Origin of the sequence: Leucobacter sp. NPDC058333 (assembly GCF_042726155.1) — a bacterium.
Taxonomy (GTDB): domain Bacteria; phylum Actinomycetota; class Actinomycetes; order Actinomycetales; family Microbacteriaceae; genus Leucobacter.
The window spans coordinates 323,096-347,231 of sequence record NZ_JBHXHV010000002.1; the positions used below are offsets into that span (position 1 = coordinate 323,096).

Annotated in this window: 19 protein-coding genes, 1 tRNA gene, 1 pseudogene and 1 other annotated feature; of the genes and pseudogenes, 7 read left to right on the forward strand and 14 right to left on the reverse strand. The window is 62.0% G+C overall.

Annotated features, from left to right (window positions below; all coding sequences use genetic code 11):
- Positions 1-293 precede the first annotated feature (293 nt).
- Positions 294-1,088, forward strand: coding sequence for a MerR family transcriptional regulator (locus ACFWHR_RS09300; RefSeq protein ID WP_382448023.1), 795 nt, complete (start codon positions 294-296; stop codon positions 1,086-1,088).
- Positions 1,089-1,132: 44 nt separating this feature from the next.
- Positions 1,133-1,972: a TrmH family RNA methyltransferase gene (locus ACFWHR_RS09305; RefSeq protein ID WP_382448024.1), complete on the forward strand. Its 840-nt coding sequence runs from the start codon at positions 1,133-1,135 to the stop codon at positions 1,970-1,972.
- A 267-nt stretch (positions 1,973-2,239) separates the two neighbouring features.
- Here ACFWHR_RS09305 and ACFWHR_RS09310 read toward each other — a convergent pair whose 3' ends face one another.
- On the reverse strand, positions 2,240-2,995 hold the full coding sequence (locus ACFWHR_RS09310) for a hypothetical protein (RefSeq protein ID WP_382448025.1): 756 nt from the start codon (positions 2,993-2,995) through the stop codon (positions 2,240-2,242).
- 134 nt (positions 2,996-3,129) lie between these two features.
- On the opposite strand from ACFWHR_RS09310, the gene ACFWHR_RS09315 reads away from it, so the two are divergent.
- Positions 3,130-3,291 (forward strand): hypothetical protein, encoded by a 162-nt coding sequence (locus ACFWHR_RS09315; RefSeq protein WP_382448026.1) that lies wholly within the window; start codon positions 3,130-3,132, stop codon positions 3,289-3,291.
- Positions 3,292-3,325: 34 nt separating this feature from the next.
- Here ACFWHR_RS09315 and ACFWHR_RS09320 read toward each other — a convergent pair.
- Positions 3,326-4,544 (reverse strand): annotated as a pseudogene (locus ACFWHR_RS09320) (IS3 family transposase).
- Positions 4,157-4,272: a sequence feature (AL1L pseudoknot), on the reverse strand. (Overlaps the previous pseudogene by 116 nt.)
- 131 nt (positions 4,545-4,675) lie before the next feature.
- Here ACFWHR_RS09320 and ACFWHR_RS09325 point away from each other — a divergent pair.
- The 3 genes from ACFWHR_RS09325 to ACFWHR_RS09335 are packed head-to-tail and all read left to right on the forward strand — an operon-like array spanning position 4,676 to position 6,084.
- Positions 4,676-5,245 (forward strand): hypothetical protein, encoded by a 570-nt coding sequence (locus tag ACFWHR_RS09325; RefSeq protein WP_382448027.1) that lies wholly within the window; start codon positions 4,676-4,678, stop codon positions 5,243-5,245.
- Positions 5,246-5,254: 9 nt separating this feature from the next.
- Positions 5,255-5,536: a hypothetical protein gene (locus ACFWHR_RS09330; RefSeq protein WP_382448028.1), complete on the forward strand. Its 282-nt coding sequence runs from the start codon at positions 5,255-5,257 to the stop codon at positions 5,534-5,536.
- Positions 5,533-6,084, forward strand: coding sequence for a hypothetical protein (locus ACFWHR_RS09335; RefSeq protein WP_382448029.1), 552 nt, complete (start codon positions 5,533-5,535; stop codon positions 6,082-6,084). The genes ACFWHR_RS09330 and ACFWHR_RS09335 overlap by 4 nt, the downstream gene beginning before the upstream one ends.
- A gap of 207 nt (positions 6,085-6,291) precedes the next feature.
- On the opposite strand, the gene ACFWHR_RS09340 is transcribed toward ACFWHR_RS09335, so the two are convergent.
- Both ACFWHR_RS09340 and ACFWHR_RS09345 read right to left on the reverse strand, forming a co-directional pair.
- Positions 6,292-7,755: a CHAT domain-containing protein gene (locus ACFWHR_RS09340; protein ID WP_382448030.1), complete on the reverse strand. Its 1,464-nt coding sequence runs from the start codon at positions 7,753-7,755 to the stop codon at positions 6,292-6,294.
- A complete protein-coding gene (locus ACFWHR_RS09345; RefSeq protein WP_382448031.1) occupies positions 7,756-8,691 on the reverse strand; it encodes a hypothetical protein in 936 nt (311 codons plus the stop codon). It lies immediately after the preceding gene.
- 387 nt (positions 8,692-9,078) lie between these two features.
- On the opposite strand from ACFWHR_RS09345, the gene ACFWHR_RS09350 reads away from it, so the two are divergent.
- Entirely contained in the window at positions 9,079-10,929 is a 1,851-nt protein-coding gene (locus ACFWHR_RS09350; protein ID WP_382448032.1) for a hypothetical protein, read from the forward strand.
- 316 nt (positions 10,930-11,245) lie between these two features.
- Here the strand turns inward: ACFWHR_RS09350 and ACFWHR_RS09355 are convergent, their stop codons facing one another.
- From ACFWHR_RS09355 to hutU, 10 genes are all read right to left on the reverse strand, one after another.
- Positions 11,246-11,776, reverse strand: a complete 531-nt coding sequence (locus ACFWHR_RS09355; protein ID WP_382448033.1) for a hypothetical protein — start codon at positions 11,774-11,776, stop codon at positions 11,246-11,248.
- Between the two features lie 717 nt (positions 11,777-12,493).
- Positions 12,494-12,570 (reverse strand) — tRNA-Pro (locus tag ACFWHR_RS09360).
- Positions 12,571-12,712: 142 nt separating this feature from the next.
- A complete protein-coding gene (locus tag ACFWHR_RS09365; protein ID WP_382448034.1) occupies positions 12,713-13,351 on the reverse strand; it encodes a hypothetical protein in 639 nt (212 codons plus the stop codon).
- Positions 13,352-13,458: 107 nt separating this feature from the next.
- Entirely contained in the window at positions 13,459-15,363 is a 1,905-nt protein-coding gene (typA, locus tag ACFWHR_RS09370) for a translational GTPase TypA (RefSeq protein WP_382448035.1), read from the reverse strand.
- Positions 15,364-15,554: 191 nt separating this feature from the next.
- Complete coding sequence (locus tag ACFWHR_RS09375; protein ID WP_382448036.1) at positions 15,555-17,261, reverse strand: dipeptide ABC transporter ATP-binding protein; 1,707 nt, start codon at positions 17,259-17,261, stop codon at positions 15,555-15,557.
- Complete coding sequence (locus ACFWHR_RS09380) at positions 17,258-18,244, reverse strand: ABC transporter permease (protein ID WP_382448037.1); 987 nt, start codon at positions 18,242-18,244, stop codon at positions 17,258-17,260. The genes ACFWHR_RS09375 and ACFWHR_RS09380 overlap by 4 nt, the downstream gene beginning before the upstream one ends.
- A 2-nt stretch (positions 18,245-18,246) precedes the next feature.
- Positions 18,247-19,314: an ABC transporter permease gene (locus tag ACFWHR_RS09385; protein ID WP_382448038.1), complete on the reverse strand. Its 1,068-nt coding sequence runs from the start codon at positions 19,312-19,314 to the stop codon at positions 18,247-18,249.
- A 73-nt stretch (positions 19,315-19,387) separates the two neighbouring features.
- Positions 19,388-20,989: an ABC transporter substrate-binding protein gene (locus ACFWHR_RS09390; RefSeq protein ID WP_382448039.1), complete on the reverse strand. Its 1,602-nt coding sequence runs from the start codon at positions 20,987-20,989 to the stop codon at positions 19,388-19,390.
- A 189-nt stretch (positions 20,990-21,178) separates the two neighbouring features.
- Positions 21,179-22,414, reverse strand: a complete 1,236-nt coding sequence (locus tag ACFWHR_RS09395; protein WP_382448040.1) for an amidohydrolase family protein — start codon at positions 22,412-22,414, stop codon at positions 21,179-21,181.
- Positions 22,415-22,436: 22 nt separating this feature from the next.
- A complete protein-coding gene (gene hutU, locus ACFWHR_RS09400) occupies positions 22,437-24,134 on the reverse strand; it encodes a urocanate hydratase (protein WP_382448041.1) in 1,698 nt (565 codons plus the stop codon).
- Positions 24,135-24,136 lie beyond the last annotated feature (2 nt).

The following is a 24,136-nucleotide window of genomic DNA, read 5'->3' on the forward strand; positions in this document are numbered from 1 at the left end:
ACGATCGCCGCCCGCTTCACCGAGATAGGTTCCCAAACGATCGGAAGAAATCGCGGCTTCGAGTGCAGCGAATCGAGACTCGTCGTCTGCTGTCATATCGCTTATGCTGGAGGCGTAGTCCCCGGATAGGGCCTCTCCCGACTAGAGCGGTGAAGCCCTCGGGGTTCTTTTATTTCAGCCACCTACTGATCTGCGAAATGCTCGGGAGCCCCTCTTTCAGCTCACGACTCTCGTCCGGCGCGCGCGTTCGCCCTCCTGCGAGAATGTTGACGACGATGCCCGGAGGTGACGGCATGAGTGATGGAAGCGGACTGACCGTTGGCGGGGTCGCCGACCTGGTCGGGGCGAGCGTGCGAACCCTGCACCACTGGGACGAGATCGGGCTCATCACACCGTCGAGCCGCACCGCCGCCGGTTACCGAAGCTATTCCTCCGATGACATCGGCCGCCTGCATCGGGTGCTCGTGTACCGGGAGCTGGGGTTCAGCCTGGCGCAGATCGCAGAAATACTTGACGACCCCGAAGTTGACGTGGCACAGCACCTCCGCGAGCAGCGCCGCCTCCTGGATGTGCAGATCACGAACCTCAGCAGGATGGCCGCGGCCGTCGACCAGACTCTCGCTTTCAGAATCTCTGGGACAACAGTGAGCGTTCGGGAGCAGGCAGAGATTTTTGGCCGCGGTTGGAGGGACGAGTGGGCCGACGAGGCTCGTGACCGCTGGGGCAGCTCAGACGAGTGGCGGCAGTTCGAGGAGAACGCTTCCGCTCTCACCGCGTCAGAGCGAACGGAACTGCACCGCGCAGGCGAGGCGTTATACGACGAGGTCGCGGCCGCTATGCGATCTGGCACTGCACCAGCGAGCACGCACGGGAGAGCGCTAGCAGAGCGGCATCGAGCAATGATCGGGAGCCTGTATTCGTGCACCCCGTCAATGCACGCGGTTCTCGGTCGCATGTACGTTGATGATCCTCGCTTCCGCGACTCCCTCGATGCGACCGAACCCGGTCTGAGGGTGTGGCTGTGTGAAGCGATCTACGCGGCCGTCCGAGTGCACGGCGTCGACCCAGCCAGTGCAAAGTGGGAATAGCTGGGATTTGACCCTCACGCGGCGTGAGGCTCGACGCTGGAAACATGACCAGCGCGACCACCTTCAATGCCTTCGCCACAGCGGATGCGCGTACCTGTGATGCCATTGACAGTGTGCGTCATCCCGCCGTTGCTCGCGTAGCCGACGTGCTCCGCTCTCGGTCATCCCGCCCGCGAACCGTGCTCATCGACGATGTCGAGAACATCGCTCAAGCCGTTCGTGCTGGCGTCCGCGTCATCGCGGTGTACACATCGGCGACGGAATGCCACCGAGCTGCAGACCTGCAGACCGTCGCTCCGAGTGCAGAACTGCACATCCTTGCCGACGCCCTGTTGCGGTCCCTCTTCGGGCGAGACAAGCACGCGCGCATCTTCGCCCTCGTACGCGCGCCGCGGCCAGCCTCCTGGCGCGATGTCGCGGCGCGCCAGGGCGACCTGCTCGTGCTTGATGGCGTGCGGATCGCCGGGAACATCGGAGCGATCATTCGTACGGCATGCGCATTCAATGCGGCCGGCGTCGTACTCCTCGACAGCGGGATCACCACCGCCTACGATCGACGCCTGATTCGAGCAAGCCGCGGCCTAATGTTCACGATCCCGGTACTCATTGCCACAGCGAGCGAGCTCGAAACGTTCATCCGTTCCGAACGAATTCCACTCGCGAGCATGACGTCAGAGCCTGCTCAACCGCTGAGCAATATCGCGGGTGTCGACGGCCGAATCGCGATGCTCATGGGCTCTGAACGAGCCGGTGCTTCCCGCATGCTCGACGCTCTCGCCGAGCACCGCTATACAGTCCCCATGCACTCACCGGTCGAATCGTTGAACGTCTCGGTGGCCGCAGGAATTGCCCTGTATGAACGTCGCCGAGCAGCCGCAGCATGATGACGCGGGCGCCCGGACATCGCCCGGCACGTTCCCACAACCTAAAAAGTCGCGGAAACCATGAGGTTTCCGCGACTTTCGTGGTCGGGATGACAGGATTTGAACCTGCGACCCCGTCCATCAAAATCCATGATCAAAATTGATTTCGAGACCATGCGGATGGCTACGGTTCCCTCGTGTTGCTTGGAAATGTGGCGCTGCGCCAGTTCTGAGTGTAGCCGGTCGATTCGGGGCCGTCACGGTTGATTCTCATGGGTTGTGCGTGGCCTATCGACCAGGCCGACTCGCCATCAGACTCGGCACCTTCGAGTTGTTTCGGAGCCAGTCGGCGAGATTGAAATCGATCATGTTCGCCGGCCTGAGACAGGCGAGATGTCCTTCCTCCGCGGTGAGGCGTTCTGATCCTTGCCCGGGCAGCGGGAACCCCCGCAGCAACGGCTCGTGGTGCGCGACTCGATTGCGAACCGCATGAACGATGTCGAACTGTCGGAGCACCCAGTCGCGAGAATAGGTTTCGCCCATGTTCTGGGCCGTAAGGCGCCCGCCCGGGAAGGCGCGGTGCAGCACTGTGCGCCAGTTCTGCTCATAGTCGATCTTGACCCGTCTGGGCTCCTTACCTACGTAGCCGCCCGAGTCGAAGAGATCACGCCAGAACCTGAGCATGAGTCGCGCCACGAGCTTGCCCGGCACAGCGGGTCGCTCAGGGTTCGCTCGATCATGAGCAGGCAGCCGCTCCCATGCCTTCTGCAAGTTCGTAGTGGCGCGCCAAACAAGCGGCATGCCACCCAGTTCGTACCAGCGCTCCCCGAAATGCGCCGCAAGCACGTCGTGGATCGAGTTGCGAAGTGCCACTTCGATGATCGTGATGTCCGCAAACATGGCGGCAGCAACATCTCGATCCCACGCGTAGAGCTCGCGGGCAAGCATTCGATCGCCGCCCACCTCGCCGAGATAGGTGCCCAGACAACCGACAGAAATGGCAGCCTCGAGTGCCTCGAACTGAAGGTCGCCGTCTGCCGTCAAAGCGCCTATACTAGGCGTGTAGTCCCCGGATCTGGACTCTCCCGACATGAGCGGTGAAGCCTCCGGGGTTCTTCTTGATTCCGCGCAAGTCGCCTTTCTGGGATACCGGCCAAAATGAGTGGATAGCACCTTGCGTGGCAGGCATTGCACGAGGCGTCAGCGTGTACCCAGAGGCCTTCCTCTGCACTGAACCCTCTGATTCCGTCTGGCTCACTGAGCGCTGGCAGTGCGGGCTTCGCGGGTCGATCTTTGTGGTCGTCGAGCACTTTGGCAGGGCCTGGATGCTTGCTGTTTGAAGCGCTCTGGGTATAGTTCCGTCCCGGGTGTCTGTCAACCGGCATTGCTCACAGGCTGACGGGGTTCAGCATAGTAGGTGTTCTCAACCTCGACCGGGGTGCGGTAATCGAGCGCTTCATGGCGGCGCTGATGGTTCCACCGCCACACGTACTCGAGGGTCGCGAGTTCGACTTCCTCGACCGTGCGCCACGAGCCCCGCCTGCGGATCAGTTCAGCTTTGTAGAGCCCGTTGACGGTCTCCGCGAGAGCGTTGTCAAAACTATCGCCGACATAGCCCGTCGAGGGCAGCGCGCCGAGCTCTCGCACGCGTTCGCTGTACACCAGCGACAAGTAGTTCGATCCGTGGTCTGAGTGGTGCGTCACCCCGGTCAGATCCCCACCACTGTTCCAGGCCGCCATGTCCAGCGCCTGCAACGGCAGCACGTCCGCTTTCAATGTCGCAGCTACGTTCCAACCGACGATCCTTCGCGAGTACACATCGGTGATGAACGCGACGTTCGCGAACCCCGACCAGGTCGCGACATAGGTGATATCGGCGCCCCAGAGACAGCGAGGAGCGGCCGCGCTGAAGGCGCGGTTCACGAGATCCCCGGGCAACTCCTGCCTACGACCCGGGCGGGTCGTGAACGCCTTCGCACTGCGCGTGACTCCCCGAACTCCCGCGAGCCGCATGAGTCTGCCGGTCTGGTCCCGACCGATCTGCCACCCTTCGCGGTTGAGGAGCGCATCTTCCGAAACCCGTACACGCTGTAGGTCTCGGCATGCAGTCGCTGGATCTCGTGGATGAGCAACTCGTCACGCAGCTGCCTCGCCGAGGCCTGCCTGGTCTTCGCTGCCCGATAGCCGCGAGACGTGAGAAACCCACGAACAGCCACATGCAGGGTCCGGCAGACGAACTCGACCCCGAAACGATCACGGTACTCGTCGATGAACGCGATCATTTCGTTCGTGGGCGGTCGAGTTCCTTCGCGAAAAACACCGACGCGGCCTTCAAGACCTCGTTCGCTTTCCGCAGTTCCGCGTTCTCGCGCTGCAAGCGCTTGTTCTCGGCCGCGAGATCGGTCGTGACGCCTGGCTGGGCACCGGCGTCGATCTCGAACTGCCGGTACCAGGTGGGCAGCGCTTCGTGACCGACGCCGAGAAGATCAGCGACATGTCGAACCGCGCTCGTCCTGTTCGGATGCTCGGACAATGCCTCCGTTACCATTTGGACCGCGCGGGCCTTGAGTTCTGGATCGCACTTTCTGGGCATGGTATTCCTCATTCTCGTATAGAGATCTGAACTAAACCCAGAGCGCTTCAGTTCTATCGTTTACGTGATTCGTTCATATGTGCCGGAATGCATCGCCGTGAATGTCGCCGGTCAGCTGTATGGTTCGAGCCATGAATGAATCACCTACTTCTGACACCTCAGATACTGGGCGCGATGTCGACGTGCGTGCACAGCACTGGTTCCATACATCGACTCAGCCTGACTGGCCGAGTGAGGCGTGGGATCCGGGTGCCCGACTCGACGCAGCGGCAGAAAGTCGCATGCGCCGCCTGCTCCCCGCTGGCCGTTTTGAGCGATGGCAGGAGGAGCAGCGGCGCAAACTCTTACACATTGGCACACTCACATCAGCGCTGGAGAATATGGAACGTCGGCGGCGCAATCAGGCGGACGAAAATAGCAAGTTCTGGCTGTACCGAGTGCGGCTAAAGCCAGACGTCTCAGTACGCTCCGGCGTAAGGGCCGATCCCGGTGGGCTTGTCGGCGACGTTCTGCCCGAGAAGGTTCTCACAGAGCATGAGTCAATCTTGCGATACGCGAACGCTCACGAAGATCGTGGATCAATATCACTCGCGCTCCGCCGCTGCGCCATCGCCGCCGTACAGCGCATGCCTATCCCTGACGCATACAACGAACCCGCTCTAATGCAGGCACTGGATTCAGCGGAGTGGGAAGACAGGTAGGCAACTTCGATGAATCTTCCCACGGATTTCGAAGCGCTCCGAGCACTGCTGGATGAACTCATCAAGGCGTGGGAGGAACACGGTGACCCACGTGATTTGACGCAGCCAAAGGCACGCCGAGGGCAGCGGATTAACTCCATCGACATTGCCCGGATGGAGTCCGTGCTCGGTCTGAGCCGCCACGCCTACGAAACTGCGTACTCAATCCGCCTCCTCCTCGACAATGGGCACATACTCAGCGCGATCCCGCTTATTCGCCCGGCTTACGAGTGTGCACTCACGTCCGTGTGAGCGAAGGTGTCGAGGCGGTGAAAGCGTTCATTCACGAATTCGCACTGAACAACCGCAGTATGAAGATCAGCCTCCGAAAGGCCATGTCCGCAACTTTCCGCAACAACGCTGAGTCAATCGCTGATGCAGATGTCGTAGCATACAGCGCCTCTCTTGACAATGCTCAACGCTTCGACCTGATATGCGAAGATCTCGCACCCGGTAGCGCAGACGCTTATGTGTATTACCGCGCTCTGAGTGGTTTCAGCCATGCTGGTGTTCGATTGCTTGAGCTGTATTTTGAACCCGACCCTGCCGGAGGGCCGACGCCAGCTGTCCGGTCCAAACCCTGGGAGCCGTTCGGGGACAACTATCTGCTGTTTTTGACCTGCGCCTCACTCGTGTGGGCGGGTCGACCGATCACGTATCTCGCAGAAAACAAGGTATACAGGAATTATCTCCGCCGCGCTGGAAACCAGATCAGCGTGAACTCAGAACTCAAGCTGAGCCCAAAGTACTACCAGCGGCATGCAGAGGCGAAAGCAAAGTCCAGGAATGTTGGGCACTGACCTCGGTTTTCCAGAACCCGCCTCCCTGGCTTTTGCGTGGTCTATTGCCGAGCTTGCTTCCGCCGCACCTAAAGCCACGACCATGCTTCGACTTCCAAGAATCAGGCTCACGGTTTCTCGTAGTGGGGACGCGACTGGACTCAAACCGAATGCGTGGAAGCGCATCGATCGGCTGAGTGTGGCCTGGATCCGGGGTGAGGGCAGGCCTTACTGTCGAGGACTTACCCACCGATCTGGTTCTCTATCCACGTAAGGAGATCGAGTCTCTCGATCGCCAGAAAAACGGAAGAGGTGCCAGGTGTCCATCGATTGTGCTGACAATGGAGTCCGCCAGCCCGGAAATGCAGTATCCAATCGGCTCGCCACCTCATCCGGAACAGTCAAGCCGTCTCCTGCGAATACCGATCGCGTCTCCAGGTAGCTCTCCCAGGCAGTCTCTCCCGCAGAAAAGTGGTGATGGAAGGTCGTCGCGAAGATAAGGGCGATGTGGTCGTTCACCGGCGCTGATGTCGATATGACCGTCCGGCACCCCTTCTCCAGTGCTGCGACGTCGAGGGGAACGGATCGCGCAACTCGCCCAGGTCGGAACACGCCCAGCCCAGACTCACATGCAGACAAGAACGCCAGCTGAGTTTTCGTCGCATCGACAGATCGCAGGATGCCTGGCGCTGAGAGCACATCGTTCGCAAGCCTGATCCCCGTTTCATATTCTCTGGCGCCGGCGATACCGTGTCCCGCCACGTGAAGCACTCGTGGCCACTGACCCCGCCAATCTGATAGCGAGTGCCCGCCGGTGAGTGCGCGCACGATGTCAAGCTCGGCCGCCGCGGCTCCAAGGTATTCCGCGCCAGCGCCCGCGTACCCAAGAACAGCGCACGCATTCTCTTTCACATCGGCTGGAAGCGACTGCAGAGGACGAAGCGAGTGCGAGTACGTCGCCGAACGAAATCCCATACGCAAAGCAGCCTCGTGAATGGGTAAGTCGTAGGCACCAAGCCCCGCCGAGATGAGCAGATCAGAAACTCCTTCATCGAGGAGAAGGCGCAGCGGTGCGAGCAGTTCAATCAGAGACTCACCCAAGGTCGTGTAGCTACGCGCTATCTCAAAGTGTGCAGCCGCAAGATCCAGCATGTTCCCACGTAGGTCACCAGCCCCAGTACGGTATACGACTGCCGCCGAGAACCAGCCGGTGTCTTCCATTACGGAGATGTGCAGGAGCGCTTCACGTTCTTTCACCCACACGGGGTCCGGATGCCACGTCATGCGAGGCGTGGTGGCTTCCGCAAGCCGAAGCTCTTCCTCCGATTCAGACAGCAGCCTTTCATCGATCAATCCGCCACCCGCATGAGTCTGTGCGGCATCCTCAAGAACCTGCAAACGACGGCTCCAGGCCCCGGAAACGGGGGCTTCAGAAACGGAAGCTTCTGCAAGCGGTATGGTCGATTCGAAGAGTGCGCGCTGGCGCTGATCGATCATCTTCAAGAGTTCGATCGGCGAAGGAAGAAGATCGAAACGACCGCGTATCACACCGCTCCACTGAGCACGATGTTCACGAAGCGGCTCGAGCTGGCCCATCGGCAGCCCAAAATTCCAGAGATGGCGAAGTTCACCGTCTTCACGCAGGCGATAGAACTCCACGCGAACCAGCCCGACCTCCAGGAGGACGTCCAACTACTGAGCCGTGCGATAGTCGTCATAAGCGAAACTAAAGGGCAAATAAGCTGGATCGTCATCGGCGTCAAGCACCATGAACAGGTCGACAGATGAATCAGCCGGAAACTGTATACCTATGTCCGGTTGGTAGCACCACCGCTGCAGGCTTCGCTCATCTCGGTTGGTTTCGACGACGACCGTGAGCGTCAACACGTACCCAGTGGATGCTCGCCAGAGTCTCGCACCCCCTGTCGCGACAGTATCCCGAAGCCATCTTGGAGTCATGTCTCCGGGGGACCTAGGCCAAGAGCCCGGAGCTGACAACCAGAGATAAAGATCGACGCGAGCGCTCTCCAAAGCTTCGCGGGCCGCATCACGCGCCGGATCCGCACCGAGCAACCGCGCTTCAAGGGGAGTTAAGGTCATCAACCAGTCAGCGCCGGCCTGCTCGACGCACAGCCAGGTGTAGAGTTCGTCCATCGACTGATGATCCGGCGAGTCACTGCCTCGTATCGCGAGGCGCGATTCGAAGTCCCGTTCCCTGGCCCAGCCCTCTCCCCACGCTTCCGAAATGCGGCGTTCCAAATGTGAACCCGCGAACCACGAACCGATCTCAGAGTCTTCCCAATTCTCATAGCGCCGAGCTGCCCAGAGCAGGGACAGTATCGATGGCATCAGCCACGCAGCAAAATCGGGATCCACATCGCCACCGCGCCACCCAGTGTTCACCAGGGTCGTGGCCTCATCTTCGGTGAGCAGGTTTCCAAAGGTCAGATCTGCAACGTCCACGCCGAGGAGGTGCCCTGCCCCGACGCCGAGGACAACGGTGCAACAGGTGATCGGTTCCAAGTCAGAAAGCCCGGCGAAACGTGCCAAAACCCTTGGGGGAAGCACCTTTCGGCTTACTTCACTGAACCAATCTCGTCGCAGCTGATTCAGAAGCTCAGGGGTCATGCGATAAATTCTGGCATCCTCTGAGTGTCACTCTTCAGGGTCGGGCCGAGCGAACTAGCAGCTGAGCCCAAAAGACCCGGAACCCCGCTGGTCGCTCAGTAGCGTCCTGCCCTTGAAATTGGGAGACAATTCAAACCCACATCCGTCAGAACCTCTGATCAGAATTACCTTCGAGGCCACGCAGATGACTACGACTTCCTAGCATTGGTAGGGATCTAGCGTCGCACCACTTCCGAACTGAACCTGTCGGTTCAGAATCGTCGCGGTTGGGTTCCATGAGATCTGCGTTACTCCAAGCAACGCAGCTCAACAAGTGACGCGGGATCTGATCTTCTCCACGGCTGGTCGTGTTGGCTACCCCATGACTCTCCTGAGAAGATCTGTGTTATGGACAACGAGATCCTCGCCGTCGCTGAGATCAACTCGCTGATAGGCAAATGTCCCCGTCTGAAAGCTCTGATCAACAGCAACGATAAAACGCCCCTGATCGATGGTCAGATCGACATTTACGACGGGATCCTCCGCAGCAACGAGGAATGGGTCGGAAGTGTCGATGTGCAGGTCAAGGGCAAGCTCACACCTCAGCGGGGAAAGTTCCGCAAGTCATATCCGATCTCTCGAACCGACCTCACGGCTTACATGAACAATTCGGGAGTCCTATATTTCGCGGTCTCGATTGACCGCAACACCGGGGACCGGGTGCCATACTATGCTTTTCTCTCCCCGGCAGCCATCGAGCGCATCCTGGACCGCGCTGCACCGACCACGAAACAGATCTCGGTAGCGATCAAGCCCTTCCCTAGTGACGCAGCTGAGATTGAACGTATCGTTCGAGTCGCTTATAAAGCCAAAGCGGAGCGACCAAGTTCTGAGGGCGTGTTCGCCTTGCTGCCTCAGATGAAGAGCATCACCGTGCATACAGCAGAGCCCCTGGGTTTTGACTCGCCGGTGGCGCTGATCCCCGGACTGAGTGACCACACGCTCGTGTTGAACACGCACGACGGGCTGTCGCTTCCCATTGGCGGTGAACTTCATATCTACCCGGGCTTGTATTCACCGCAGGAAATCGACATCTCGGTATCTTGCGGTGACGTCTCATTCACTCAAGCTACGGTACAAAAGATCGATGAAGAACATCTTCAGCTCACACTTTCAGACGGCATCACACTGGTCCTGCACTATATGGATGGGCTCCAATCCATGAACGCCAACTTCACGTCTGTGAGCAGTTTCCCCACACGGCTGCAGACACTTGAGTTCTACGCTGCCCTCGTGGACCAGAAACCCCTCATGATCGACGGTCAAGCCGCATCTGAGTTTGAGGTTCCAGACGGCGAGGACGATCAGCAGATTGCCCATCTGGCGTACCTTCGTAAGCTCTCGGAGCTTTTCGAACTGCTAAAGGTCGATACACAGATTGTCGAGTACTCCGAAATCGATGACTCGCAGCATGCGGAGCTTCAACGAATATATCGAGCACTCACTACGAAAGAAGAGTTCACTCGATCGGAAGATCGGATCAGCTATCTCATGCCTAACATCGGGCATTGGAAACTCATGCTGGTGTTTCTACCAGGCTCGACACCAGGAACCTGGCGGTGCTTTGATCCGTTCGCTGCGGAAAACAGGGACCTCATCAAAATCGGGCGCAGGGAACTCGAGAACGGGGAAAGCGAGGAAATGCCGGTAACGGTCTACGAGATACTTGACCGAGACAACCTTCCCCTGGTACTAAATCTTCACCTTGATGAGGTAGTCAAAGCATACGAAGTTCTCGAGAACCAGGCTGAGGCCATTTCAATGGCGACTCAGATGGTACTTCGTCTCCTCTCGACTGCCGACACGGAAAACCAACGTAAGTACGAGTTTCTCGGGAGCGCCGAACGACTTAACGAGTGGATCATTTCAAGAGACGGTGAGGCGCCCAACCATCTCATCAACCGCTGGCAGATCATGCATCGTCGTAAACCGCTCAGTCCCGAAATCAAAAACATGGTACGCAGCCTCAGGCGAAAAATACAGAGAGAGCAGCCTCTGGGAGCAGGTCATATGGAGGTTGCCTGCGCATTACTTCTGGGAGATCAGGAAGAAGCCGCCTATTGCTTCTCCAACCTCACCGCTGACGAAAAGGATCAGTTCAAAAACTGGCCGATCTGGACCCTCAGCAACTCCGCTGCGCAGGGCGACTCGCAGGAACCGGCCGAGATAGTCGATGTCCGCTCGATACAGCTGGACTGAACTGGCATACCACGCGCCGAGCGTACTGATACCTCGCCGGTTCTATCTCCAGCAGACGAGACAGGTCCAGGATCTTGCACTCCTGTAAAAAGCAGCATCGAATGCAGAATTAAACAATGAATCGAACCTTTCCTAGCGATGAGCGCGGAGCAGGAAACTTGGGCCCTCCTCCCTGCTACATTGCTCCTGTTCCTGATGGAACGGCGACTGCCCAATAATTTGGGGGCTCTTCGCAGTTGAGGGTGTAGCCGGGGTTCGGGCGGTGGTGGCCGGATAGGGGTCGAGGTCTCACAAGGCTGGAAGTTCCTAGGATCGGTCAGAAAGGAAGACCAGTACTGAGCGCGTCGATCACATGGCGAGCAGCTTCGCTTGCTTCGTCAGCCACGCCAGCTGACACACCTGCGGAGATCGGAGCGAGGAGACCCTTGATCATCGTCAATCCCCGCTTCACCACGCCCTTGTCTGGATCCGGCTTCACGACCTCCGCGAGTACCTTCTCTGCTTGCCCCTTTGCTTCGTTCTCGTCATCCCCTAGATCGAGTGTTGCGAGGCTCGCTATCAAGTCTGTCAGGGAACGAGCGATGTTCTCGTAGCCGGGTGCGATCTGCTGAGCATGATCATTATTCTGAGTGACGTCACCATCTGCGTTCCAGACGAGCTGCGCGTTGTCACCGTTCACCGTGACAACTGGCCCATGGTAGTTGTTTACCGTCGTCCCGCTGCCAAGGATCAGATTTGACGGATCAGCCGCGACAGGAACGCGAACCGGATGTTTCGCGAACTCACGTTCCAGCTCACGAGTCATCTGCCTGATGCCCTGCTTGTTGATCTTGAAACCACTAGCCATGTTCTCGTCCTTCTTCCGTCACAAAAAGGATCTCACAGACCACCGACACCCACACGAAGCCGAGTTTGGACCGCACTTGCAAGACGCGTGGCAGCTCTTGAGCAGGGCGCCGGCGAGGCGTGGCAGTAGCACGTTGAGATGGCTATTCAGGCGGCGTTCTGCCGGATTCGCTGGAAGTGGAATTACGGCTCGACACGCGCATTCGGAAGTGCCGGCAAGCTACCAAAAATCATTGGAGCACGCAGCGAGCATGAGGGGTGGAAGCTGTGTTGGTGTCTTTTTGGCTCTTGGCTCAGTTCCTCGCGCTGACGTTCTCTGTGGCTCTCGGCTCCCTCCTCCCACAGCATTCAATGCCGACGTTGCTTGCGGTCGCGGTGTTTTCGTTCGTGCTCGCATCGGCCACCCCGTGGGTCGTTCGATCGATGACTCGGGCGCTCGTGCTGGCCCCGAACGCACCACCTGCTCAACTCGTGCCCGGTGTTTCGCCAGTAGCTCGGCTCCGCGGTGCACCGGGTACCCGTGGCACCACCCAAGCTCGTGCCCCGTCAGGTGAGCCGTGTCCGCACCGTTCGGGAACGACCGGAGGCGCTTGGCACAGACTAGACATCGACCCAGGGGTCGGCGGAGTAAGGTCGGGAATCACATGGTTTTTACGTGACTGTATCAAGTTCCACAACCTAAAAAGTCGCGGAAACCGTGAGGTTTCCGCGACTTTCGTGGTCGGGATGACAGGATTTGAACCTGCGACCCCGTCGTCCCGAACGACGTGCGCTACCAAGCTGCGCCACATCCCGATTGCGTTTTTCACGCAAGGAATACTCTAGCGGCTTCCCTCACGAATACGAAAACGGCCAAGCCCCGGACGTGTCGCGGCACGGCACGGCCCGGCACGGCACGGCACTCGCAAAATCCGCGAGCACGTGTGGCGAGCGCCCGTTACACCCGGATCGACGCGAGCAGTGCCCCGCTTACCCCGTCCCAGCTGCCGCGCAGGCTGTGGGTGCCCTCCGGGTCGGCCCCGGCATCCACCGACACGATTCGATTGATCGCCAGCAGTGCGAACTCGGTTTCGGCCACCGTCGCGGAACCCTCCTGTGCCACGTGCACCGCTGCGAGCTCCGGGCTGATCGCCTGCGCGTCTCCCCCGGTACCGCGCACGCGCACCGACGGCTCACGCTCAGTCGAGGTGCCATCGGCGTCCTGCGTGAACTCGCGACTGCCCGCGTCGCCGCGCAGCATCGCGCCCGCAAACACCGCTCGGGCGACCGGATCGCCCACCGCGTCAAGCGCGTACCGTGTGCCGAGCACCCCGTGTTGCATCGCGCCCACCACGAACTCCTCGCCGCCTTCAAGCACAGCCGAGCGGTACGTCAACGGCACGTGGTACACCGTTCGATCACCGGCCGTGAAGAGATGCCCTTCGATACCGACCTCGCCCTCCGGGTCGTCGAAGCGGTACGCACCGATCGGCTCAAGCCGGCTGGCGTCGCCCGCGAACCAGTTCTGCTGCGGCAGCCAGGCCGCGAGCAGCTCGTACTTTGAGGGGCTGAGAGTGGTGCGGTGAATGATCGACATGCCCCGATCCTACGACCGCGGAGCGGCCGTCACCAGCGCCTAAAACGACGAGGGCCCCGGCCACGCGTGAGCGTGAACCGGGGCCCTCGGCCAAAAATCGAACCGGGTTACTTCTGGTTCTTCAGGCGCGAAGCCGAGCGTGCGCGCAGGGTGGCTGCGAGCTCCACCTTGCGAATGCGCACGTACTCGGGGGTGACCTCAACGCACTCGTCTTCGCGAGCGAACTCGAGGCACTCCTCGAGCGTGAGCCGGCGGGGCGGCGTCATCGACTCGAAGTTGTCGGCCGCGGCCGAGCGCATGTTGGTGAGCTTCTTCTCGCGGGTGATGTTCACGTCCATGTCTTCCGAACGTGAATTTTCGCCGATGACCATGCCCTCGTAGACCTCTTCGGTGGGCTGCACGAAGAAACTCATGCGCTCCTGGAGGTTGATGATGGCGAACGGCGTGACGACACCCGAACGGTCAGAAACGATCGAACCGTTGTTACGGGTCGTGATCGGGCCCGCCCACTCGGCGTAACCGTGCGAGATCGCGTTCGCGATGCCGGTGCCACGCGTGATGGTGAGGAACTCCGAGCGGAAGCCGATCAGGCCGCGCGACGGAACGATGAACTCCATACGCACCCAGCCGGTGCCGTTGTTCACCATGTTCTCCATGCGGCCCTTGCGAGCAGCGAGCAGCTGGGTGATCGCGCCGAGGTGTTCTTCGGGCGTATCGATGGTCAGGTGCTCGTACGGTTCGTGCTTCTTGCCGTCGACCTCCTTGGTGACCACCTGGGGCTTGCCGACGGTGAGCTCGAAGCCCTCGCGACGCATGTTTTCGACGAGGATCGCGAGCGCGAGTTCACCACGGCCCTGCACCTCCCACGCGTCGGGACGACCCACGTCAAGCACGCGCAGTGACACGTTACCGATCAGCTCGCGGTCGAGGCGGTCCTTGATCATGCGCGCGGTGAGCTTGTGGCCCTTCACCTTGCCGACGAGCGGCGAGGTGTTTGCACCGATGGTCATCGAGATCGCGGGCTCGTCGACCGTGATGGTCGGCAGCGGGCGCACGTCTTCTGCATCGGCGATCGTCTCGCCGATGGTGATGTTCTCGATGCCAGCGATGGCCACGATGTCGCCGGGGCCAGCCTTCTCAGCCGGGAAGCGCGTGAGTGCCTTGGTGAGCATGAGCTCGGTCACGCGCACGTTCTGAACGGTGCCGTCGTGCTTGACCCACGCGACGGTCTCGCCCTTGTTGATCCAGCCGTGGTGCACGCGCAGCAGCGCGATGCGACCGAGGAACGGCGACGAGTCGAGGTTCGTGACGTGCGCCTGCAGCGGGAACGTATCGTCGAACTTCGGCGCGGGCACGCGCTCGAGAATGGTCTGGAACAGCGGCTCGAGGTCCGGGTTATTCGGCAGCTCGCCGTCGCTCGGACGATCGTGCGATGCAGCGCCCGCGCGACCCGAAAGGTACACGGTCGGCACGTCGAGCACAGCGTCGACGTCGATGTCGGGGTGATCTTCTGCGAGGTCCGATGCGAGACCGAGCAGCAGGTCTTGGGCTTCGCCCTCGACCTCTTCGATGCGCGAGTCGGGGCGGTCGGTCTTATTGACCGCAAGGATCACGGGGAGCTTCGACTCGAGCGCCTTGCGCAGCACGAAGCGGGTCTGGGGCAGCGGACCCTCGGAAGCGTCAACGAGCAGCACAACGCCGTCGACCATCGAGAGTGCGCGCTCAACCTCGCCACCGAAGTCGGCGTGGCCCGGGGTATCAACGACGTTGATGACGATCTGCTTACCGTCCGAGTGCTTGCCCTCGTAGGTGATGGCCGTGTTCTTGGCCAGAATGGTGATGCCCTTCTCGCGCTCGAGGTCGTTCGAGTCCATGACCCGATCATCAACCTCTGAGTGTGCGTCGAAGGAGTTCGTCTGACGCAGCATGGCGTCGACGAGTGTGGTCTTGCCGTGGTCGACGTGTGCGACGATGGCGACGTTGCGGAGGTCTTCGCGGGTGGCGAGAGCCATAAGTAGTAGAGTCCTAACGAGACGAGGTGGCGTCGGCGCGGCGGGATGCCGGCCACGGAGCGGGATCGCCCCGCGGGTGACGCCGAAAGACGCCGACGCACTATCCTAGCGGGTCAACCCGCGAATTCACGCTGAACTGTGTGAAGAGGGCCCGGGCGTACGCGCGCCAGGGCCCTCTTCACTTTGGGTGTCTACGCTCCAGCCCGCAGCGCCCGCGATGCCTCGCGCCTGCGTCTCTGTTCAACGGGGTCAGGCACCGGAATCGCCGCGAGCAGCTCCCGCGTGTACGGGTTCGTCGGGTTGCCAAGCACCTGCGCTGTGGTGCCCTGCTCCATGATGCGCCCCTGCTGCAGCACGATGATGCGGTCGGAAACCGCGTCGATGACCGCAAGGTCGTGGCTAATGAAGAGCGACGCGAAGCCGAGCTCCGCCTGCAACTGCACGAACAATTCGAGCACCGTTGCCTGCACGGACACGTCGAGCGCACTCGTGGGCTCATCGGCGATGAGCAGCTTCGGATCGAGCGCGAGCGCGCGTGCGAGTGAGGCACGTTGCCGTTGCCCACCTGAGAGCTCGTGCGGGAACCGATCGCCGAAGTTCGTCGGCAGCCGCACCGCGTCGAGCAGTTCGTTTACGCGCACGCGCGCGGCCGCCTGGCTAGCCGCGCGGCCGTGCACGATCAGCGGTTCGGCGATGCACTCCGCGATTGAGAGCAGCGGGTTGAAACTGGTCGCCGGGTCTTGGAATACGAAGCCGATATCGGGCCGCAGCGGTGCGAGCGAGCGCTGCTTAACGTCGCGCATCTCGTGCCCGAGCACCCGAAGCGATCCGTCGACAACCTTCGTTAGGCCGACGATGGCGCGGCCAATCGTCGTCTTGCCCGACCCCGACTCCCCCACAAGCCCAACGACCTCACCAGGTCCGACCGAGAAGTCAACGCCGTGTACCGCGACTACCGCTCCCCGGCCGAAGCGCGACGGATACCCGATCTGCGCGTTATCGGCGACGATGAGGTGTCCGCTGGTGTCGCGGGAGCGCCCAGCCTCGCTGACGAGTACCTCTTCTGGGGTCTCGCGCGCCTGCGTACGCGACTTACCGTGCCCCACGTGCGGCACCGCCGCCAACAGATCACGGGTGTACTGCTCGCGCGGTGACGCAAAGAGCTCGGCGACGGGCGCCTCCTCAATGATCTCCCCGCGATACATCACGATGACGCGGTCGGCGAGATCGGCCACCACCCCCATGTTGTGGGTGATGAGCACGATTGTCGCCCCAAATTCATCGCGACAGATGCGCAGCAATTCGAGGATCTCTGCCTGCACGGTGACATCGAGCGCCGTCGTTGGCTCGTCGGCGACGATCAGGCCAGCGTTCAATACGAGCGCCATCGCGATCACGATGCGCTGCTTTTGCCCGCCCGAGAACTGGTGGGGGTACTCGTCGATGCGCCGATCCGGGTCAGGAATGCCCACACGACGCAAGATGTCAATTGCCTGCGTGCGCGCTTCTTTCTTCGAGATGTTCTGGTGTGCGCGCAGCCCCTCCGCGATTTGCCACCCGACGGTGTAGACCGGATTCAGGGCGGTTGACGGCTCCTGGAACACCATTGCCGCGGCCCCGCCGCGCATCTTGCGCAGCTCGGCGAGCGATGCGTGAACGACGTCAGTCTCGTCACCCGCGCGCGAGCGCACCACAACGGCGCCCGACATGGTGGCGGTTTCGGGCAATAAACCGAGCAACGCGTTCGCGGTGACAGTCTTGCCCGATCCTGATTCGCCCACGATCGCCAGCACTTCGCCCGCGTGTGCCGCAAGCGAGATGCCCTTGACCGCGTCGACGGGATCGCTGTCGGTCGCAAACCTCACGCGAAGATCGGTGATTTCAGCAATGCGATTCATGACGTCCCCTTCGCCCGGCGACGCTGGCGCAGTCGCGGGTCTGACAGATCGTTCAGGCTCTCGCCCACGAGGGTGATGCCGAGCACCACCAGCACGATGGCGATGCCTGGGAAGATGCTCGTCCACCAAATGCCACTGGTGACGTCGGCCACCGAGCGGTTGAGGTCGTAGCCCCACTCCGCGGCTGACGTTGCCTCGATGCCGAACCCGAGAAAGCCGAGGCCCGCAAGGGTGAGCAACGCCTCAGAGGCGTTGAGGGTGACGACGATAGGCAGCGACCGCACCGAGTTGCGCAGCACGTGGCGTACGAGAATGCGGCCCGTCGGCACACCGATCACGCGCGCGGCCTCGACGAATGGCTCGGAGCGTACGCGCACCACCTCCGCGCGAATCACGCGGAAATACTGCGGGACGAACACGACGGTGATCGAAAGCGCGGTCGCGAGTATGCCGCCGAACAGCGTCGACTGGCCTCGGCTGATCACGATCGACATCACAATGGCGAGCAGCAGCGACGGGAACGCGTAAATCGCGTCGCACAGCACGACCAGGATGCGGTCGAGCCAACCACCGAAGTAGCCAGAGACGAGCCCGAGCGCGATACCCAAAAAGATCGAGCAGACGATCGCCGCAGCGATCACGAAGAGCGCGGTTTGCGCCCCCCAGATGACGCGCGACAGAACATCAAAGCCAGACACAGTCGTGCCGAGCAGGTTCACCGAGTTCGGCGGTTGCTGCGTGCCGAACGCGACACCGTCGACCGACTGCTGCGCCCAGCTGAACGGGGCGAGTAGCGGTGCGAACAGCGCGAGCAGCACAAACGCGATGGTGAGGGCGAGGCCCGTGATCAGCATGCCGCGCTGGAGGCCGACGCTCTGGCGCAACTGCGACACGACCGGCAACCGGTCACGCAGGCGCCGACGCTTCGGCACGGCGACGGCCAGTGTGGCCGTCGAGGGTGTGGGGAGGTCTCGTGAACTCATGATCAGTACCTCACCCTCGGGTCGACGGCGGCGGCGACCAGGTCGACGACAAAGTTCGTCACCGCCACAATCACCGCGATCATCACCACGATGCCCTGCACCGCGACGAAGTCGCGCGCCTTCAGGTACTCAGCGAGCATGAAGCCGAGCCCCTTCCATTCGAATGTCGTTTCCGTCAGCACGGCGCCGGCGAGCAACAGCGCGACCTGCATGCCCATCACCGTAATGATCGGGATCAGCGCGGGCCGGAACGCGTGCTTCGTCAGCAGTCGATACTCGCTCACGCCGCGAGAACGCCCGCTCGTCACGAACTGCTGACCGAACGTGCCGATCACGTTCGTGCGAATGAGCCGGAGGAAGACACCAGCCGTAAGCAGGCCGAGCGCGACGGCGGGAAGCACGGCGTGCCAGAGTACGTCGCCAACGAGCGCCATGTCGCCGAGCCGCAGCGCGTCGAGAAGATACAGGCCCGTCGACGAATCGACGCCGCCCATCACGAGTTCGGTGCGCGTGCTGGCACGGCCGGCAACCGGCAACCAGCCGAGCCACACCGAAAAGACCAGTTTGAGCAGCAATCCGACGAAAAAGATGGGGGTGGCGTAGGCAAGAATTGCCATGATTCGCAGCACCGCGTCTTGCCAACGATCGCGGCGGTACGCGGCGATCAGACCGAGCGGAATACTGATCACGAACGCGACGATGAGTGCGTAGAAGACGAGCTCGAGAGTTGCAGAGCCGTACTGGAACAGAATCTCGAGAACGGGGCGATTGTCGGTGATCGAGGTGCCGAAGTCACCACGGAAAATACCGCCGAGATAGTCGAAGTACTGCACGAGCAGCGGGCGGTCGAAGCCGGCCTCGTGCACGCGCGCCGCGAGCTGATCGGGTGGGAGGCGGCCGCCGAGCGCCGCGGTGATGGGATCACCCGTCATGCGCATCAAGAAGAAGACGACGGTGACGAGTATGAAGACAGTGGGGATGATGAGCAGGAGGCGGATCAGAACGTAGCGTCCGAGCCCACCCCCCGTCGGCGCGCGTCGCGCTGCGACGACAGAAGCAGGAGCAGTCATGATTGAAACCTTTTCGCGGGGTTCATGACAGCGGGCTCCATCCCGAGGGTGGAGCCCGCTGGCACGATGTGCGCTACTTGGAGATCGGTGCGTACCGGAACTTGAAGGACGCGTCGAGGGTCGTGCCGTCGACGCCGGTGCCCGTGTAGGCCACCTGCTTGCCCTGCAAGAGCGGCAGCGTCGAGAGATCGTTCGCGACGAGATCCTGAATCTCACCGATCTGATCCATCCGCTTCTTCTCGTCCGTCTGCGTCTGCTGATCGACGATCAGGTCTGCGACCTTCGGGTTGTCATAGTGGTTCCCGAGGAAGTTCTCCTTGAGGAAGAACGGCGACAGGTAGTTGTCGGCATCCGAGTAGTCGGGGAACCAGCCGAGCTGGTAGGCCGGATACACGTCGGCGGTGCGGTCCTTGGAGTACTGCACCCACTCGGTCTGCTGCAGGTTGACCTTGAAGAGACCGTCCTTCTCAAGCTGCGTCTTTACCATGGCGTACTCATCACCCGACGACGGACCGTAGTGGTCGCCGTTGTACTGCAGGCTGAGCTCAACCGGGGTCTCGACGCCAGCGTCGGCGAGCCGCTGCTTCGCCTTGGCCGCATCGGGGCCACCATCGCCGTCGCCGTACAGACCCTTCAGCGGCTCCGTCGCTCCCGTGAGTCCGTCTGGAACGAACGAGTACAGCGGGCTGTAGGTGTCTTTGTAGACATCCTTCGCGATCGCCGCGCGATCGACGAGATCGGCCGCGGCCTGGCGCACGGCCTGTGCCTTCGCCGGATCAGCGTCTTCAGCGGTAGCACCGTAGGGCTGAGTGTTGAAGTTGAATACGATGTAGCGGGTCTCGCCGCCGGGGCCCTCAACCAGCTTGACCTTGTCGTTCTTCGCCAGCTCGTCGTTGTCGGTCGCCGACAACGAGCGGAAAGCGACGTCGATCGCACCACCGGCGATGTCGAGCTTCATGTTCGATGCGTCGGCGTAGTACTTCACGTTGACGCCGCTGTTCTCAGGCTTGCCGAGGTTGCCCTGGTATCCGTCGTACGGCGCGTACGCGATGAGTTCGTTGAGCTTGTACGAGGTGATCTCGTACTGCCCGGCGAACGCCTTGCCTGAGACAATGTCGTCATCGCTCGTGAGCGCATCGGCTGCGAACACGTCTTCGTCGATGATCGGAGCGGCCGGGCTCGACAGAATGAGCGGCCACACTTGGTCATCGCCGTTCTTCAGCTTGAAGACGACCGTGAGATCATCCTGCGCTTCGACGCTGTCGAGGTTTCCGAGTAGCGAGGCGGGCCCGTTCGGGTCGTTGATCGCAACCTGGCGATCGAACGAGAACTTGACGTCGCTCGCGGTGAGATCGTTGCCGTTCGCGAACTTCAAGCCCTCCTTGAGCTTCACCGTGTACTCGGTGGGCGAGGTGAACTCGGCCGATTCAGCAATGTCGGGGGTCACATCTGCGGTGCCGTACTCGCTGTTGAGCAGGAACGGATACACCTGGTTCATTACCGCAAATGATCCGTTGTCGTACGCGCCGGCCGGGTCGAGTGACGTGACTTTATCGGTCGTACCGATCATGATCTCGCTGCCACCCCCGTCACCGTCTCCGCCGGAGCCCGTCGTGCTGCTGGTTGCGCAGCCAGTGAACAGCAGTGCGGCGCCCATCAGCGCGGCCGCAGACATCAGTGTCTTCTTCAATGGTTTCCCTCTCACTACCCGGGGAGCGCGCATCACTACGTTGTCGATGCGCCCGGTCGTTGAACACTGGCAGCTTAGCGAAGCCGTGTAACGATGAGGTACCAGAAGGCAAAATCTGTCAGGCAGGTCATACTGGACCCCTCCAGGCTCAGTATTGAACGAGCCTTGAAGGTCTTACAGCAGGCGCTCCCCTTTTCGCCACACAGCGTGCGTGAGCGGCATGCCGGGTCGATACGCGAGGTGCGTCACCGACGGCGCATCGAGCAAGTGAAGATCGGCCCGCGCGCCGGGGCGCACGACGCCAACAGCCCCCTGCACGTCCCCACGAGGATCGCGCCAGCCGTCCGACTCCATGCCGAGCGCGATCGCTCCGCCGAGCGTGGCGGCGCGCACGGCCTCCTGCACCGTTAGCCGCATTTGGAGCACCGCGGTCGCCACACAAAACGCCATCGAGCTCGTGTACGACGTGCCGGGATTCGCGTTTGAGGCGATCGCGAGCACCGCCCCGGCATCGAGCAGATCGCGCGCCGGGGCGAGCGGCATGCGGGTCGAGAGGTCGCAGGCGGGCAGCACGGTCGCGACGGTGCCGCGACGACCCGCGCCGCCATCCCAAGCTCTCCACGAACCGGCGAGCGCCGAGACGTCGTCATCACTCAGAAAGCCCAGGTGGTCGACGCTCAGTGATCCGGCGCTCACCGCGAGTTGTACCCCCGGGCCGTGCCCGAGCTGGTTCCCGTGCACGCGGGACGCGAGCCCGGCGCGCGCTGCAGCCTCGAGCACACGACGGGAGGCAGCCTCATCGAAAGCACCCTCCTCGCAGAAGACATCGACTGCGCTCACGTGCGGCGCGACCGCGTCGAGCATTGGCCCCGTGACGAGGTCGAGATACGACGCCGGATCGTCTCCCGCGGGCACAACGTGCGCCCCGAGAAACGTCACGGCGTCAGCGTAGCGACCCGCGATCACTGCTGCGCGGCGCTCGTCTTCGACGGTGAGCCCGTAGCCCGTTTTGGTCTCGAGCGTCGTCGTGCCCCCGCTCCGCGCCTCTTCGACCAGGCGCGCAAGGTTCGCCGTGAGTTCGGCGTCAGTGGCGGCACGCGTGGCCTCGACGGTGACGTTGATGCCGCCAGCGGCATACGCCTCACCCGCCATGCGCGCCTCGAACTCGGCCGTGCGATCGCCAGCGAATACGAGGTGCGTGTGGGAGTCGACCCAGCCGGGCAGCAGCGCGCGGCCCCCAGCGTCGAAGCGTGAATCGGCCGCGGGCGCGTGGGCAGCCGGCCCGACCCACGACACCCGATCCCGCTCGATCACGACGGCCGCATCGCGAAGCCTCCCCCCGTGCGCATCATCGTTCGTCGTGAGCTCACCGATATTGTCGATGACCAGGCTGCCTCGATTGGACGGCACTCCGCCCCCGCCACTCACGGTGCTACCAAGCCTGCTCGGTGTTCCGAATGACGGGCGCGACCGGAATACGCACGCCGCGTTCGGCAGCCACGTCTACCGCCCGCTGGTAGCCAGCGTCGACGTGTCGAATCACGCCCATGCCTGGATCGTTCGTGAGCAGGCGCTGCAGCTTCTCGGCCGCGAGCGGCGTGCCATCAGCCACCGACACCTGGCCCGAGTGGTTTGAGCGCCCAATGCCCACACCGCCACCGTGGTGCAGCGACACCCAGGTCGCGCCCGACGATGCCGCCGTGAGCGCGTTCAACAGAGGCCAGTCGGCGATCGCGTCAGAGCCGTCAGCCATCGACTCCGTCTCACGGTACGGCGAGGCCACAGAGCCCGAATCGAGATGATCGCGGCCGATCACGATCGGTGCCGACAGCTTGCCCTCGGCGACCAGTTCGTTGAACCGCACCGCGGCCTTCGCCCGGTCGCCATATCCCAGCCAGCAGATTCGCGCTGGCAGGCCCTCAAACTCGACGCGCTCCTGCGCGGCGCGGATCCAGCGATGCAGGTGAGCGTTCTCGGGGAACAGCTCAAGGATCGCCTCGTCGGTGACGCGAATGTCTTCCGGGTCCCCTGAAAGTGCAGCCCAGCGGAAGGGCCCGAGCCCCTCACAGAACAGCGGACGAATGTATGCCGGCACGAAGCCGGGAAATTCGAACGCGCGGTCGTATCCGCCCGTACGGGCCTCATCGCGGATCGAGTTGCCATAGTCGAAGACCTCGGCCCCCGCGTCTTGGAACTCAACCATTGCACGCACCTGCGCGGCCATAGACGCCTGCGCGACGCGTGTGAACCCCTCGGGGTCGGCCTCAGCACGAGCGAGTCGTTCGCCGACCTCGTACCCGATGGGCAGGTAACTGAGCGGATCGTGCGCGCTCGTCTGGTCGGTCACAACGTCGATCGTGATCTCTCCTGCGCGGTGGCGGCGAAGAATCTCGGGGAAAACCTCGGCGGCATTGCCCACGAGGCCGACCGACCAGCCGCGCTTTTCATCCTTCGCCTGCTGCACCTTGGCGAGCGCTTCGTCGATGTCAGTGACGACCTCGTCGAGGTAGCGCTTGCTCACGCGACGCTCGAGACGCGACTGGTCCACGTCGACGATGAGGCAGGCGCCGTCGTTGAGCGTCACCGCGAGCGGCTGCGCGCCGCCCATCCCGCCGCAGCCACCCGTGAGCGTGATGGTGCCCGCAAGGGTGCCACCGAACTTCTTCCGGCCGACCGCCGCAAACGTCTCGAACGTGCCCTGCAGAATCCCCTGCGTGCCGATGTAGATCCAGGAGCCCGCGGTCATCTGGCCGTACATCGTGAGACCCTCTGCCTCGAGCCGGCGAAACTCCGGCCAGTTCGACCAGTCACCAACGAGATTCGAGTTCGCAATAAGCACGCGTGGCGCCCACACATTCGTGCGAAAAACACCGACGGGCTTTCCCGACTGCACGAGCAATGTCTCGTCGTCTTCAAGATCACGCAGCGTCTCGACGATGGCGTCGAACGCCTCCCAGCTGCGGGCAGCACGGCCCGTACCGCCATAGACGACCAAATCATCGGGACGTTCGGCGACCTCTGGATCGAGATTGTTCATCAGCATGCGAAGCGGTGCCTCGGTCTGCCAGCTCTTCGCTGTGAGCTCGGTTCCTCGAGGGGAGCGGACGGGACGTGCGCCGGGAAGTGCCATCA

What these genes read in the sequence shown, in the direction of transcription:
- ACFWHR_RS09300 (WP_382448023.1), top strand. Translation starts at nt 294, where the DNA reads ATGAGTGATGGAAGCGGACTGACCGTTGGCGGGGTCGCCGACCTGGTC.
- ACFWHR_RS09305 (WP_382448024.1), top strand. Translation starts at nt 1,133, where the DNA reads ATGACCAGCGCGACCACCTTCAATGCCTTCGCCACAGCGGATGCGCGT.
- ACFWHR_RS09325 (WP_382448027.1), top strand. Translation starts at nt 4,676, where the DNA reads ATGAATGAATCACCTACTTCTGACACCTCAGATACTGGGCGCGATGTC.
- ACFWHR_RS09330 (WP_382448028.1), top strand. Translation starts at nt 5,255, where the DNA reads ATGAATCTTCCCACGGATTTCGAAGCGCTCCGAGCACTGCTGGATGAA.
- ACFWHR_RS09345 (WP_382448031.1), bottom strand. Translation starts at nt 8,691, where the DNA reads ATGACCCCTGAGCTTCTGAATCAGCTGCGACGAGATTGGTTCAGTGAA.
- ACFWHR_RS09350 (WP_382448032.1), top strand. Translation starts at nt 9,079, where the DNA reads ATGGACAACGAGATCCTCGCCGTCGCTGAGATCAACTCGCTGATAGGC.
- ACFWHR_RS09355 (WP_382448033.1), bottom strand. Translation starts at nt 11,776, where the DNA reads ATGGCTAGTGGTTTCAAGATCAACAAGCAGGGCATCAGGCAGATGACT.
- ACFWHR_RS09365 (WP_382448034.1), bottom strand. Translation starts at nt 13,351, where the DNA reads ATGTCGATCATTCACCGCACCACTCTCAGCCCCTCAAAGTACGAGCTG.
- typA (WP_382448035.1), bottom strand. Translation starts at nt 15,363, where the DNA reads ATGGCTCTCGCCACCCGCGAAGACCTCCGCAACGTCGCCATCGTCGCA.
- ACFWHR_RS09375 (WP_382448036.1), bottom strand. Translation starts at nt 17,261, where the DNA reads ATGAATCGCATTGCTGAAATCACCGATCTTCGCGTGAGGTTTGCGACC.
- ACFWHR_RS09380 (WP_382448037.1), bottom strand. Translation starts at nt 18,244, where the DNA reads ATGAGTTCACGAGACCTCCCCACACCCTCGACGGCCACACTGGCCGTC.
- ACFWHR_RS09385 (WP_382448038.1), bottom strand. Translation starts at nt 19,314, where the DNA reads ATGACTGCTCCTGCTTCTGTCGTCGCAGCGCGACGCGCGCCGACGGGG.
- ACFWHR_RS09390 (WP_382448039.1), bottom strand. Translation starts at nt 20,989, where the DNA reads ATGTCTGCGGCCGCGCTGATGGGCGCCGCACTGCTGTTCACTGGCTGC.
- hutU (WP_382448041.1), bottom strand. Translation starts at nt 24,134, where the DNA reads ATGGCACTTCCCGGCGCACGTCCCGTCCGCTCCCCTCGAGGAACCGAG.